The following is a 12888-nucleotide window of genomic DNA, read 5'->3' on the forward strand; positions in this document are numbered from 1 at the left end:
GAGAGGGGTACATGGAATTGGCGCGTGAGCTGGCGGACTTTCTGGGGAGCGTGGAGCAGCGGCTGGGCACCATGCTGGAGGACGGAGACGCGGGACCGGACACCCAGGGAGACACGTTGATGGAGGCCGCGCGCCACCTGTGCCTGGGCGCTGGCGGCAAGCGGGCCCGGCCCCTGCTGGTGCGCCTCTTCGGCGGCGTCTTCGGCGTCCCCCCCGAGAAGCTGCTCGACGTGGCCGTGGCCGCGGAGATGATCCACTCCTCCAGCCTCCTGCACGACGACGTGGTGGACGCCGGCATGTTCCGCCGCGCCCGGCCCACGGTGAACGCGCGCTGGGGCAACATCGTCGCGGTGATGAGCGGTGACCTCATCCTCTCCACGGCGCTCTTCCGCCTGAGCAATCTGGACCCGCGCCTCACCCAGAGCGCGCTCGCGGTGGTGATGGAGATGTCGCGCGCGGCCATCGCCGAGGTGGAGTCGCGCGGCAACCTGGAGCTGCCCCTGGAGCGGCTGCGCTACGTGGCCGAGGGCAAGACGGGCTCGCTCTTCGGCTGGTGCGGCCATGCCGCCGCCACGCTCGCCGGCCAGCCCGAGGCCGCCGAGCGCTTCGACGCCTTCGGCCGCCGGCTTGGCGTGGCCTTCCAGATCGCCGACGACATCCGCGACGTGCTCGGCACCGACCCCGGCAAGCCGCGCTACGCGGACATGCTCTCCGGCACGCCCTCGCTGCCCATCCTCCTGGCCGTGGCGCGCGATGGCTCCCTGCGCGGCAAGCTCAAGGACGCCTGGGCCTTCACCACCATCAACGCTGAGCGCACGCGCGCCCTCGGCGACGCCATCGAGCGCACCGACGCGGTGCCGCTGGCCGTCGAGCGGATGAACGCGGAGATCGCCTCGGCCCTGGAAGCGCTCGGGCCCTACGCGCACCAGGGCATGGGCACGGAGCTGGTGCGCTGGGCGCGTCAGCTCTCCGAGGGCATCACCGCCCAGGCCGAGGCCCGGAGCCGGGCGGCATGAAGGGCTACCTGTGGACGGGTGGCGAGACGGGCCGCGGTGGGCCGCCCGTCTCCGGGCACCTGGCTCCCTGGGAGGCCGTCGCCACGGACGCGGTGGGCAACGTCATCGAGTTCTGGGGCTTCAAACGCAACCAGGGCCGGGTGTGGGCGCTGCTCTACCTGCGCGGCGAGCCCCTCACCGCGGGCGAGCTGGAGCGCGAGCTGGAGCTGTCCAAGGGCGGCGTGTCCATGCTGCTGCGCGACCTGGAGCGCTGGGGCGTGGTGCGGCGCGTGCGCTCGCCCCAGGACAGCGCCTGGCGCTACGCGGCCGAGACGGATCTCATCCGCATGGTGTCCCACGTGGTGGAGGAGCGCGAGGCGTCCTTCATCGCCCGCATCCGCGAGGACCTGCTCGAGGCGCGCCGGCTCGCCCAGGCGCAGGGCCTGGTGCCCTCGGAGCGGCTGGCGCGGCTGGAGAAGATGGCCACGCTCGCCGAGCGCGTGGAGCGCGCGCTGCGCCTGTTCATCAAGACGGCGCGGCTGGACGTGGGCGGAATCCTCGGCGCGCTGCGCGAGGAGTCGAACCGGTAGGCCCGTCGTGAGGAGGAGCACCCCATGGACTCGCATTACGATCAGGTGATGAAGGCGCGGAACGCGGCGGACACCGGGGCCACCCGGCTGTACTTCGCCTATTCCACCATCCTGGACCGGGCCGCGTTCCTGGAGTGGAGGGATCAGCACAGCTACGGCTTCTTCGAGTTGCCCGAGGGCCGGCTGGCCGAGGCGCTGGACGTGGACCTGGTCTACGACTTCCCCTCGCGGTGGTGGGGAGGGCGGGTGGCGGGGCTGACGGACACGCCGGGGCGGAGCGTGTTCGGGCGGCTGTTCGAGATTGGGGGCAAGGACTGGCCCATCATCCAGCACAAGGAGGGGGCGGTGACGGGGATGTGCGTGGAGCGCGAGGTGCGCGTGCGCGTGGAGGGCCAGGAGGTGAAGGCCACGGCGTTCGTGACGTCGCCCCGGCGCGCGTCCACGGAGGGGCCGGTGAGCCCGCGCTTCATCGAGGCGCTGGTGCGTGGCGCGAAGAGCGCGGGCCTGCCCACCGAGTACATCGAGCGCCTGGCCCGCGGGCCCTGACACCGTGTCCTCACCACGACCCGGCTGGCCCTGGACGCGGGCCCCCCGAGTCAGAATCTCCGGGCCCATCACCCGGTCGTCGTGGACTCCCGAAGGGGGAACGGTCGAGACCGTCGAGCACCATCTCCTCGTGAGAGATGTCTTTCGCATCGTCTTCTTCCTTCCCCACGACCATTTCGACCTCGCGCCGGGGGTGTTCTCCTGCTCGGAGCAGGCGGGTGACGAGCCCGTGCTGCTCCAGTGGTGGAAGCGTTTCCTCTGAGGCTCAGCGCGCGTAAGGGGCTGCGCGCCCGCCGATCTCCGGGAAGTGCTCGTAGGCCCGCTTGAGCGCGTCCAGGTGCGCGGGGTTGTCCAGGTCGAGCGGTGCGTCCGTGAGCTGCACCACCCATCCGCCCGTCTCGGTACGCCGTGAGCGAGAGAGCAGGTCCGCGTCGCGGGTGGAGTCCGGAAACCCGATGGCTCGTGAGGCAAGCCGACCAGTAGTTGATCCAACCCAGGCGATGCGGAATCTCAGGCAAGCGCATGGCACTCGGGGACTTGATCACCGGCAGCCCTCGGGGAGGGGGCTCCAGGTCGTCGGGCCGATTCTTCGTCTGGCGCGCGATGTCCACCCCCGCGCTGAACGGCGTCACGAGCCCCCAGAACGCGCGTGCTTCCTCCGCCACGGCCTCTAGCAAGGCCGCCGCGGCCGCGATGCCGTCCGCGGACAGAGGCAGTGACACATGGAATTCAAACTGTGCCCGACCGCCAGGGGATATCCCCGCCGGTTTCCCCCATCCCATGACGATCACTCGGAAGTTGTCATCGATGCTGCGCAGAGTCGGAAATTCCCCGCGCTTGCTCTCACGGGCAACGAGTGCATCACGATCCTGTAACGGGATGAGTTGTCCCTCGTCAGAAATCAGAAACCCGATGCGCAAGCCAGGGACCGCGCGTTCCATTCCATGAACAACAGCCAATGGACGGCCATCATTGACCGCAAGCGCAGGCGCGTAGACGATCATGGACATCTGGTCTTTTCGTGTGGCGGACATTTCAGCACCAATCCATGAGGACGATAATATCCTGGAGTTGCGGTTCCTCGATTTCCAGCATGGCCTTGTGCGTTGTGCTTCGCACACCGACCCGGAAGTCAAATCCACACGCCAGCGCACTTGTTGTGCAGCCTGTTCCCACCCTTGGGCGGCACCCGTCGAGGCTTGCACTCCGGACGGCGCTCTCGCTCCAAGGGCCCGGGCGGCAATGGGGGCAGCCAGTCCTGCTCCGCTGGCTCCGGCTTGGGACTTTGTTTCGGTGAGGGCTTCTGTGGGGCTGGCGTCGTTTCAGGCACGGGCCGCGTTTCAGGCACGGGCCCCACCTCGGGGTTGCCCCAACTCAGCTCATACACCTCCAGGGCCTCTTTGATGGCGAAGCCCACCACCACCACGCCCGTGACGATCACCGCTCCCACGACGATCTCCGGTGCCGCCAGGACGCAGACCCCAAGTCCCACGGCAGCGGCACCAGCAGAGGCGAGCGCGCATCTTCCCGTGGGGTCGTGAAACTCGATCCGGTCATGGTCCAGGGCATGAAAGCACCGCTCCACCAGCACGGGCCAGGGCTCGGAAGCTTCGCGGACGGCGCACCGCCCCTCGTCCGTCCAGGGCAGCATCGCCGCTCGCTGGAGGTTGGCGCGCCTCGGGTCTCGGGCCGCTGGCTCTCCTGGGTTCGATGCCGACGTAGCGCAGGCCGAGACAAAGAGCAGAAATGCGATGCACGCTCGGAAACGCATGGCTACATCCTCCAATCAGGTCAGGAGCAAAATGTGGGGAGTGAGATCTGGTGAAGAATCTCGAGAAGTTCCGCGAAGGGGCAGGGGGTGGTTCCGTTTGGTGATTCCGAGGCCTTGAAGCGCTGGGAGGAGGGCACCTGGGCCTTGGAACCCGCTGATGATGCCGTGGAGCAGCCAGAACCGCCTCGCCCACCTCCCCAGCGCGGCAGGGCTCGCACGGCGCGCCCCGTGAGTGACAGCAGGCGGGGCAGCAAGCGGGACAAGCCGGGCGGGTGACGAGCAGGCGCTGTCCCGGTGGTGGAAGCGCTTCCTCGCTTGAGGCTCCCAGGCCCGGAGGGAGGGGTCTCTGTTCAGCACTTCAGGAGTCATCCAGGAGGGCTGTACTCCAGGAGAGTATTTCCTGACCTACTGGTGCCTGGGCAGGTGCCGCCATACTTGAAGAGCTGTAGTTTTCTCCGCTACAGCCCTGGGTCTAATGGCCATTTCCCGTTCTTCCCGAGATAACGAACTCGAAGCGATCCTCGAGCGGGTCCGGCACGTACGCAATTTCGACTTCCGCAACTACAAGCGCGCCACGCTGCAACGGCGCGTCGAGCGGCGCGTGGCCGCCACCGGGTGCCGCAACCGTGCCGCCTACCTGGCGCTGCTGGAGCGCGACCCCGACGAGGTCAATACCCTCGTCTCCTCCATGCTCATCAAGCTCACCACCTTCTTCCGGGACAAGGAGGTGTGGGGGGCGCTCGACAAGGTGCTCGAGGAGCTGGTGCGGCGACGGCGGCCGGACCAGGAGCTGCGCATCTGGAGCGCCGGGTGCGCCACAGGCGAGGAGGCCTACTCCCTGGCCATCATCGCCGCCGAGGCGCTCGGCTCGGGCGCCCCGGGCGCGGAACTCAAGGTGTTCGGCACCGACGTGGACGAGGCCGCCATCGCCTATGGCCGCCGCGGCATCTACACCCCCCAGCAGGTGGAAGGTGTCTCCAAGGAGCGCCTCGCCCGCTGGTTCGTGCCCACCGGCGAGGGCTTCACCGTGCGCAAGGAGATCCGCCGCGCGGTCGTCTTCGGGGTCAACAACCTCGTGTCCGACGCGCCCGTCTCACGCATCGATCTGCTCCTGTGCCGCAACGTCTTCATCTACCTCGACTCGGAGTTGCAGAAGCGGGTGCTGTCGCGCTTCCACTTCGCGCTGCGGCCGCAGGGAGCGTTGGTGCTGGGCCGCTCGGAGCTCATCCCCTTCGCCGCCCGTCTCTTCGAGCCCATCGACCTGGGCCGGCGCATCTACCGCAAGGACTTCCGCAAGGACCCTTCCAACCTCCTGCGGCGTCCCATCCCGGCGGACCCGGCCCCGCCGGCGCCGCCGCCCCTCGCGGAGGAACTCCCCCGGGACAAGGAGTTCCAGCGCCACCTGCGCGAGGTGCTCAACGCTCAGCCCTGCCCCCTCATCGTCACGGACCTGGACGGCACCGTCACCTTCTGGAATCACGCGGCCGCGCGGTTGTGGAAACGGCAAGACACCGAGGTGCTCGACCACAAGCTGGCCGCCGTGGGGCTGCCCGGTCTGACGCCGGAGCTGCTCGCCAAGCTGACCGCCCGGGTGCTCGCGGGCCGCTCCGAGAGGGAGACGGTGGAGGGGGTGATGGAGGTCGCCGGCCAGGACCCGGTGGTGCTGCGCACCGTGGTGGTTGCCTTCCGGGACACCCAGGGCGAGGCCCAGGGCCTGCTGTTCAGCTCGGACGACATCTCCTCCTTGCGCGCCCTGGAGCAGAGCCTCAAGCGCGCCAACGACGAGCTGAACACCGTCAGCCAGCGCATGCTGACCTTCAACGAGGAGCTGCGCGCCTCCAACGAGGAGCTGGAGACGACGAACGAGGAGCTGCAGAGCGCCAACGAGGAGTTGCAGACGACGAACGAGGAGCTGCAGAGCACCAACGAGGAGTTGGAGACGACGAACGAGGAGCTGCAGAGCGCCAACGCGGAGATGGACGCCATCAACCGCGAGCTGGCCCACCGCACCGAGGAGCTGGACGCGCTCGGCTTCTGTCAGCGCACCATCATCCGCACCCTCACGGTGGGCGTGCTGGTGCTCGATCCCCAGGGGAAGATCACCACCTGGAACCTCGCGGCCGAGCGGCTGCTGGGGCTCACCGAGCGCGAGGCGGTGGGGCAGGTGCTCTGGACCCTGCACGTCCCCGCGCTCAAGCGCTCGCTGCTCCAGCGCATCCGCCGCCACGTGGCGGAGAACCGCTCGCTGCGCCTGGAGCACGTCATCTACCAGTTGCCCCATGGGGGCCGCGGTGCCGCCACGCTGATCGTCGCCCCGCTCAACAACGAGTCCCACTCCCTCGGCGCCGTCCTCCTCTTCGAGGACACCACCCGCTCCTCCGGTCTCGCCCAGGAGAACCGCGAGCTCAAGGGCGAGCTCAAGGGGCGGCCGCGCAAATGAGTCCCCCCCGCCGGCCCGTGCATATCCCGTTCGTCTCGGAGCTGCTGGCCAAGTACCAGCAGCTGCTGCGCAAGCACGAGGCGTTGGTCCACCGGCTGGAGGCGCGCAACGCCGAGCACATCACCACCTGGAAGCTCTCCTCCTGGGCCCTGGAGACGACGGCCAGCGGGCTGGCGTTGCTGCGCGGGAACATGCTCCAGATGGCCAACCGCCGCTGGCATGCGCTGGCCCAGCAGCCAGGGCGGTGGTGCAGGCTCGGCGAGGAGCGCGAGGGGCCATCGCACGTCCTGCGCGACGTGGCCCTGACGGAAGCGCGGGCCGCGCTCGACGCGGGGGGTCCGCGTGTCGCCCGCTACCAGTTGCAAGGCGGTGAGCAGTACCTGGAGCTGCGCACGGATCTCATCACCGAGGCCCCCGGGGCGGAGTCCCGCGTGCTCGTCCTGGCGCTCGACATCACCGAGCAGGTGCTCGCCGAGCAGGAGCTGGCGCGGGCCCGCGCGGCGCTCGCCGAGCGGGAGCACCTGCGCGGGCTCGGGGAGATGGCGGCCGGGCTCGTGCATGATCTCAACAACACCCTCAACGCCATGAAGCTGCGCCTGGATCTCATCCAGCGCGACACGGTGTTCGCCGAGCGCCAGCGGGGCAACCTGGATGCCCTGGTGCGCATCGTCAGCGATGCCACCACGCGCGTGCACCACCTCCAGGACTTCGCGCGGCAGGCCCCGGAGCCGCGGCCCGGCGAACAGGTGCGGCTGACGGACGTGGTGCACGAGGCGGTGGACATCGTCCGCGACGACCTCGAGCACCGCTCGGCCCGGGAGGGCGTGCCCCTGCACCTGGAGGTGGAGGTGCCGTCGCTGCCGCTCGTGAACGGCTCGGCCACGGACCTGCGCTACGTGCTCATCAACCTCATGCTCAACGCGCGGGATGCCATGCCCCGGGGCGGCACCATTCGCGTACGCGGCCACGCGCAGTCCGCTCAGGTGGTGCTCACCGTGGCCGACGAGGGCACGGGCATTCCCCCGGAGAACCTGCACTCCATCTTCCGGCCCTTCTTCACCACCAAGGGAGACAAGGGCACCGGCCTGGGTCTGTCCATGGCCTATGGCGTCGTCTCCCGGGCCGGGGGCACCATCACCGCGTCCAACCGTCCGGAGGGTGGGGCGCTCTTCACCCTCACCTTCCCGCTCCTGTCTCCCTCCGCCCCCGTTCAGCGGGCCTCCCGCGGCAAGCGCGCGCCGGCGCGAGGCAAGCCCCGGCGGGGTTGAGGGCTCACACCTCCATCCGCTTCGGCGCGTCGAGGGCTTCCTCGGGCTCTTCCTCGGGAGGCGGCCGGGTGGTGCTGTTCATCACCATCTGGCGCATGAGCTCGGCCTGATCCTCGGTGGACCGTGCGCGCGCCTCGTAGCGCTGGGCGGCATGGTGTTGGTTGCGCTCGTTCGCGCGCGCCGCCATGCGGCGCGACAACGCGGCGCTTTCCTCCAGGGCACGCAGCGCGGCCCACAGCGCGCCATCCATCGCCGTCTGCTGATTCACCGAGAGGGCCTTGGCGGTGTAGCCGTGGCCCACGCGGCAGCGGTAGCGCAGGAGCCCTTCCTCATCCATCTCGAAGATCACCCCGCCACAGTCCGGGCAGGAGAAGAGCGAGGGTTTTCCCGTGTCCTGGGGATCCAAATGAACACCACGCACCTCGCGCATGACCTTGACCTCCTCCTGCAGGCGGCCCGAGGGCTTGGGGACCTCGTGGCGGGTGAGCGGGGTGGAGACCAGCCGCACGAGCAGCGCCCCCAGGTCGGCGAGCAGCACCGTGTGATCCACCTTCACGAATTCCAAAGCGCTGCGCGGCATGTCCGGGCAATAGGCATCGGCGGGATCCTGGACGACCGCCAGGCCCCCTTGCGCCTTGATGGCCAGCAATCCCGAGGTGCCACAGTCCAGGGCGCCCGTGAGCACCACGCCGATGACTCGCGGCCCGTAGGCCCGGGCCGCCGAGCGGAAGAGCGGATCCACCGCCGGCCGGTGGCCGTTCTCCCGGGGCCCGGCGTTCACCAGGACGCGGCCTGGCTCCACCAGGAGGTGGAGATCCGAGGGGGCCACATAGATGCGACCCGGCTCCAGCGGCGCCTCGGGCTTCGGGTGCATGGCGGGCAGGGGACCCGCGCGCATGAGGATCTCCGGCAGGAGGCTGCGGTGGCCCGCGGACAGGTGCAGCACCACGAGGACGGCCGCGGGGAAGTCCCTGGGCAGCTGCGCGACCAGCTTCATGAGTGCCTCGACCCCTCCGGCCGAGGCTCCCACGACCACGATGTCTCGGTGCATGACGGGCTTGCGTGCCATTGGAGCTGTTCCCTCGGAACTCAACGACTCATTCAAACTAGGGATGCACGGGATCCGCGCCCACCCATGGGAGCGGGCAACCGAGCGGAAGCGTTCCACTCCTCGTCCGCGGGGCATCGTCGCTAGGAGGGATCTCCTCGACGGGCTCCCGGTTGTCCCTGCCGGGGGAGCGATGGCTCGGGTAGCGTGTCCGGTGCCGCGCTCCAGTCGGCTCGCGGTTTTCCCTGGGGGAGTTCGTGCGACGTCAAGGTTCGTTCCTGTTGTCATGGTTGACCGTGGGGCTGGTGTGGATGGTCTCGGGTTGCCGTCCGGATGCGCCTGGCGCGCCCGTCACGGCGGGCGCGGCCCGGTTGGTGGCTCACCTCGAGCAGAGCCCTGCCTCGGCGAACGTGGAGCGGGTGTCCGTCACGTTCTCGGCGGCGGGCCTGGAGCCGCGCACCCTGGAGCTGGCGCGGGTGGAGGGCGAGTGGGACGGGACGATGGAGGAACTCCCCGCGGGCGACCACCGAGCCTTCCACGCGGAGGCCTTTGGCGCGGGGAACTCGAAGCTCTTCGTGGGCGAGGCCTCGGACGTCACCATCCTGGCGGGGCAGACGGCGCGGGTGGACATCACCCTGCGGCCGCTGCTGGGACCCCCGCCCCCCCGGCCGCCCGAGGTGGTGTCGGCCACGAGCTCCGCCGACACGGCGACCCCCTCGGGCACCCTCACGCTGCGCGTGGAGGCGAGGGATCCCCAGGGCAGCGCGCTCGGCTTCTCCTGGTCGGCGAGCCTGGGGACGCTGGGCACGCCGGTGAACGGCGCCTCGGCGAGCGAGGTGGCCTGGAAGGCGCCCTCGTGCGTGTCCGCCGGGCAGACGCCGTCCATCACCGCCACGGTGAGCAATGCGCTGGGGCTGTCCACGTCCCGCGCCTTCACCTTCGCCGGACTGCCCGAGTGCCCGCGGCTCGCGCCCGGCTCGTGGAGCGCCATCGCGGGGTTGAGCTGGGGCCGGGAGTCCTTCTCGGCGACGCTGCTGCCCTCGGGTGGGGTGCTGGTGATTGGCGGCGTGGCGACGCCGCTCGCCGCGCGGATGACGGAGGTGTACGAGCCGTCGCTGGGAATCTCCCGGTTGACGGGCGCATTGCGCGAGCGGCGGGTCTGGCCCACCGTCACCGTGCTGCCCTCGGGCAAGGTGCTGGTGGCGGGGGGCGGCACCGCCTCGGCCGAGCTGTACGATCCGGCGACAGGCACGAGCACCCCGACGGGCTCCATGTCCGAGCCGCGCGACTCGCACACGGCGACGCTGTTGCCATCGGGCCAGGTGCTGGTGGTGGGGGGCTGGGATGGCACCACTCTCGCGACGGCGGAGCTGTACGATCCCGCGACGGGCACGTGGAGGCGGGTGCGTTCTCCGCTCGCGAGCCACGGTGGCCATACGGCGACGCTGTTGCCCTCGGGCCAGGTGCTGGTGGCGGGGGGCGACACCACCTCGGCCGAACTGTACGAGCCGTCGACGGACACGTGGTCCTCCGTCGGCTCCCTGCATACGTCCCGGATGGGCCACGTGGCGCTGCTGCTGCCCTCGGGCAGGGTGTGGGTGACGGGGGGAGGGGACGACCCAGGGGCGAGTTCGGAGGTCTTCGATCCAGCGGCGGGCACGTGGTCTCCGGCGGGGCGGGAGCGCGACATCGCCGCGGCGGTGGTGCTGCCGTCGGGCAAGGTGTTGGTGCTGCTCGAGGGGCGGGGGGCGGAGCTGTACGATCCAACGACGGAGAGCTGGTCCCCCACCGGCCCCATGGTTCGGCCCCGCTATCGGGCCTCGATGGTGTTGCTGCCCTCGGGCGAGGCACTGGTGCTGGGAGGCGACAACGATCAGGCCGGCGCGGAGCTGTACGATCCGGCGGCGAACACCTGGCGCTCCCCGGCCTCGGCGACGCTGAACCGCACCGCGCACACGGCGACGCTGTTGCCCTCGGGCCAAGTGCTGGTGGCGGGGGGCGGCAGTCCGGCGGGCGCGGTGGCGACGGCGGAGCTGTTCGATCCGGCGACCAATGCCTGGTCCACCACGGGCGGCATGGCCACGCCCCGCCGCGAACACACGGCGACGCTGTTGCCCTCGGGCAAGGTGCTGGTGGTGGGGGGCGCGGCCACGGGCGAGCCCCTGCGCTCGGCGGAGCTGTACGATCCGGCGACGGGCACCTGGTCCCCGGCGGCGGACCTGGAGACGGGCATTTCCACGGCCCTGAAGCCCGCGGCGGTGCTGTTGCGCTCGGGCAAGGTGCTGCTGGTGGCGGGAGCGCTGGCGGCGCTGTACGACCCGGGGGCGAACACCTGGGCGCCGACGGGAGGCCTGCTCGCGGATCACCAGACGCCCACGGCGACGTTGCTGCCCTCGGGCAAGGTGCTGGTGGTGGGAGGCGCGCCGTCCGCCACGGCGGAGCTGTACGATCCAACGACGGGCACGTGGTCCCCGGCGGCGTCCCCGGGCCAGGAGCGCAGGCGGCACACGGCGACGTTGTTGCCCTCGGGCAAGGTGCTGGTGGCCGGCGGGTCTCCCGTCGACACGGCGCAGCTCTATGAGCCCGCGACGGACACCTGGTCCGCGGCGGGGAAGCTGCCCCTGGCGCCCCGCTCCAGCGCCACGGCGACGCTGTTGCGCTCGGGCAAGGTGCTGCTGGTGGGAGGGGATGACGGGGAGGGCGGGCGGTGGAGCAACCAGTACGATCCGGCCACCAACACCTGGAGCGCCTCGGAAGACATCGGCGGCCAGCGCGCGTACCACACGGCGACGCTGCTGCCCTCGGGGCAGGTGCTGGTGGTGGGCGGCTACGCCGAGGGCTGGGCCCTGGGCATGCTCTACACACCGTGAGCGAGGAGGCCGCCCGGACGCGCTCCCACGGGCGCGTCCGTGAGCGCCCCGCGCACCTGCGCCTCGATGAATCGCTGGCTAAGAGAGGAGCCCACCGCCCACTCTCGGGGCGGGGGCGTCGGGCTCCTCTCTCGGTCCTCGCCTTGGAAAGAGGGATGTCCCCTCCCTTTCATGCTCCATGCCGCGCCCGTGCCGCCCCAACTCCTCGAGGAGCGCGGCTGCCCGCGCGTGTCCACCAGCTCTCCGGAACGCGTCCTGGAGTACAGCGGCCTGTCGCTGGAGATCCTCCCGAGCCAGCAACTCCTCCACCGAAGCGCGGAGCCGCTCGGGGCTGGAACTGGCCACTGTTTCGGACAGGCGGAGTGCGACCCCGGCACGCATGCAGCGTAGCAGCACGTCCATCTGCTCGCCTCCGTCCGTCGGAATCAGCAGGAGTGGCAGGCCATGGGTGAGGGCTCCGAGCACGGAGGTGGTGGTGGCGCTGGAGATGACGGCTCGCGTATGGGGCAGGACGACCGACTGTGGCACGTGAGGCCGGACGAAGAAGTTCTCCGGCGGCTCGCCCATTTGGGCATTCATGCGTCCCACGGAAGCGGCCACACGCACGGGTGTGTTTCCGAACGCCTCTACCAGGCTGGGCCAGTACTCATATCCCGAGAAGGATCGCCCGGGCTGCGCATAGAGGATCGGCTCGCCGGAATCCCGCGCTCGTGCAATCCACTCGAGGAGCGCGGGCTCGGTCTTCTCCGGCAGCTCCCAGAGGCAGTCTCCCACGCAGTACACCTGGGGGGGCAAGCTGTCCATGTCCCCTTCGAACTCCGGCACGCTCCGCAGCAGATGCAGGTCTCCCATCATGGGATTGTCCGCGAGGCCCCGCACCCGCTGCTTCATGCCGAGCAGTTCGCGAACCGAGTCATAGGTCAGCGCGAAGCCCCGATAGCGGCGGGCCACGAACTCCCGTACCAGGGGATCGATGGGCGGCACCGCCGTCGGCCACAGGTAGACGGCCATTCCCTGCGTTGCCACGGGAAGCCCCGTGCGCTCCGCGACAAGGTACGGCCCGAAGGCAGGCGGCTGGGTCACCAACACATCCGCCGGGAAGTGCTCCAGCGCCCGCTCCACGTGGCGGACCTGGCGCAGGATCTCCAGGGGACTACCCGAGCCATCAATGACGAAACTCGGCCCATCCGGAGTCCCCCGGGGAATCCGGGGGAAGCCCGCACGAGCCAACGCGCCCGAGAGCATCGTGTCGGTCACGAAGGCGATCTCATGGCCACGCTCTTGCAGGGTCACTGCGGTCCCGATGGCCGAGAGGAGGAATCCGTAACTGTTGAGCGAGCAGAAGAGGAATCGCATGGTG

11 protein-coding genes and 1 pseudogene are annotated in these 12888 nt (G+C 70.1%); 7 read left to right on the forward strand and 5 right to left on the reverse strand.

Going from position 1 to position 12888, the window contains the following annotated elements; all coding sequences use genetic code 11:
- Positions 1-11: 11 nt before the first annotated feature.
- From D187_RS42775 to D187_RS59030, 4 genes are all read left to right on the forward strand, one after another.
- Positions 12-1016 (forward strand): polyprenyl synthetase family protein, encoded by a 1005-nt coding sequence (locus D187_RS42775; RefSeq protein ID WP_002620772.1) that lies wholly within the window; start codon positions 12-14, stop codon positions 1014-1016.
- A complete protein-coding gene (locus D187_RS42780; RefSeq protein WP_002620773.1) occupies positions 1013-1585 on the forward strand; it encodes a GbsR/MarR family transcriptional regulator in 573 nt (190 codons plus the stop codon). Before D187_RS42775 ends, D187_RS42780 begins: the two co-directional genes overlap by 4 nt.
- A gap of 24 nt (positions 1586-1609) precedes the next feature.
- Positions 1610-2131 (forward strand): gamma-glutamylcyclotransferase, encoded by a 522-nt coding sequence (locus tag D187_RS42785; RefSeq protein WP_002620774.1) that lies wholly within the window; start codon positions 1610-1612, stop codon positions 2129-2131.
- 130 nt (positions 2132-2261) lie between these two features.
- On the forward strand, positions 2262-2393 hold the full coding sequence (locus tag D187_RS59030; protein WP_002620775.1) for a hypothetical protein: 132 nt from the start codon (positions 2262-2264) through the stop codon (positions 2391-2393).
- 3 nt (positions 2394-2396) lie between these two features.
- On the opposite strand, the pseudogene D187_RS56890 reads toward D187_RS59030, so the two are convergent.
- The 3 genes and pseudogenes from D187_RS56890 to D187_RS42795 form a co-directional block, all read right to left on the reverse strand.
- A pseudogene (locus tag D187_RS56890) lies at positions 2397-3165 on the reverse strand (DUF5953 family protein).
- 1 nt (position 3166) lies between these two features.
- Positions 3167-3226 carry a hypothetical protein gene (locus D187_RS59790; protein WP_497463190.1) on the reverse strand — a complete coding sequence of 20 codons (60 nt, stop codon included), beginning with the start codon at positions 3224-3226 and terminating at the stop codon, positions 3167-3169.
- A 37-nt stretch (positions 3227-3263) separates the two neighbouring features.
- Positions 3264-3782 (reverse strand): DUF6310 domain-containing protein, encoded by a 519-nt coding sequence (locus D187_RS42795; protein ID WP_002620777.1) that lies wholly within the window; start codon positions 3780-3782, stop codon positions 3264-3266.
- Positions 3783-4377: 595 nt separating this feature from the next.
- Here D187_RS42795 and D187_RS42800 point away from each other — a divergent pair.
- Both D187_RS42800 and D187_RS42805 read left to right on the forward strand, forming a co-directional pair.
- Positions 4378-6342 carry a CheR family methyltransferase gene (locus tag D187_RS42800; RefSeq protein ID WP_002620778.1) on the forward strand — a complete coding sequence of 655 codons (1965 nt, stop codon included), beginning with the start codon at positions 4378-4380 and terminating at the stop codon, positions 6340-6342.
- Positions 6339-7610, forward strand: coding sequence for a sensor histidine kinase (locus D187_RS42805; protein ID WP_043434304.1), 1272 nt, complete (start codon positions 6339-6341; stop codon positions 7608-7610). The genes D187_RS42800 and D187_RS42805 overlap by 4 nt, the downstream gene beginning before the upstream one ends.
- 4 nt (positions 7611-7614) lie before the next feature.
- Here D187_RS42805 and D187_RS42810 read toward each other — a convergent pair whose 3' ends face one another.
- Positions 7615-8607 (reverse strand): chemotaxis protein CheB, encoded by a 993-nt coding sequence (locus D187_RS42810; protein ID WP_245591966.1) that lies wholly within the window; start codon positions 8605-8607, stop codon positions 7615-7617.
- A gap of 308 nt (positions 8608-8915) precedes the next feature.
- Between D187_RS42810 and D187_RS42815 the strand changes: the two genes are divergently transcribed.
- Entirely contained in the window at positions 8916-11528 is a 2613-nt protein-coding gene (locus tag D187_RS42815) for a Kelch repeat-containing protein (RefSeq protein WP_155893977.1), read from the forward strand.
- Positions 11529-11606: 78 nt separating this feature from the next.
- On the opposite strand, the gene D187_RS42820 is transcribed toward D187_RS42815, so the two are convergent.
- Positions 11607-12884, reverse strand: coding sequence for a glycosyltransferase (locus D187_RS42820; protein WP_002620783.1), 1278 nt, complete (start codon positions 12882-12884; stop codon positions 11607-11609).
- Positions 12885-12888: the final 4 nt, after the last annotated feature.

Source organism: Cystobacter fuscus DSM 2262 (assembly GCF_000335475.2).
GTDB classification, from domain to species: Bacteria; Myxococcota; Myxococcia; order Myxococcales; family Myxococcaceae; genus Cystobacter; species Cystobacter fuscus.

Coding starts and splice junctions, on each gene's coding strand:
- D187_RS42775 (WP_002620772.1), top strand. CDS start 12: ATGGAATTGGCGCGTGAGCTGGCGGACTTTCTGGGGAGCGTGGAGCAG.
- D187_RS42780 (WP_002620773.1), top strand. CDS start 1,013: ATGAAGGGCTACCTGTGGACGGGTGGCGAGACGGGCCGCGGTGGGCCG.
- D187_RS42785 (WP_002620774.1), top strand. CDS start 1,610: ATGGACTCGCATTACGATCAGGTGATGAAGGCGCGGAACGCGGCGGAC.
- D187_RS42795 (WP_002620777.1), bottom strand. CDS start 3,782: ATGCTGCCCTGGACGGACGAGGGGCGGTGCGCCGTCCGCGAAGCTTCC.
- D187_RS42800 (WP_002620778.1), top strand. CDS start 4,378: ATGGCCATTTCCCGTTCTTCCCGAGATAACGAACTCGAAGCGATCCTC.
- D187_RS42805 (WP_043434304.1), top strand. CDS start 6,339: ATGAGTCCCCCCCGCCGGCCCGTGCATATCCCGTTCGTCTCGGAGCTG.
- D187_RS42810 (WP_245591966.1), bottom strand. CDS start 8,607: ATGAAGCTGGTCGCGCAGCTGCCCAGGGACTTCCCCGCGGCCGTCCTC.
- D187_RS42820 (WP_002620783.1), bottom strand. CDS start 12,884: ATGCGATTCCTCTTCTGCTCGCTCAACAGTTACGGATTCCTCCTCTCG.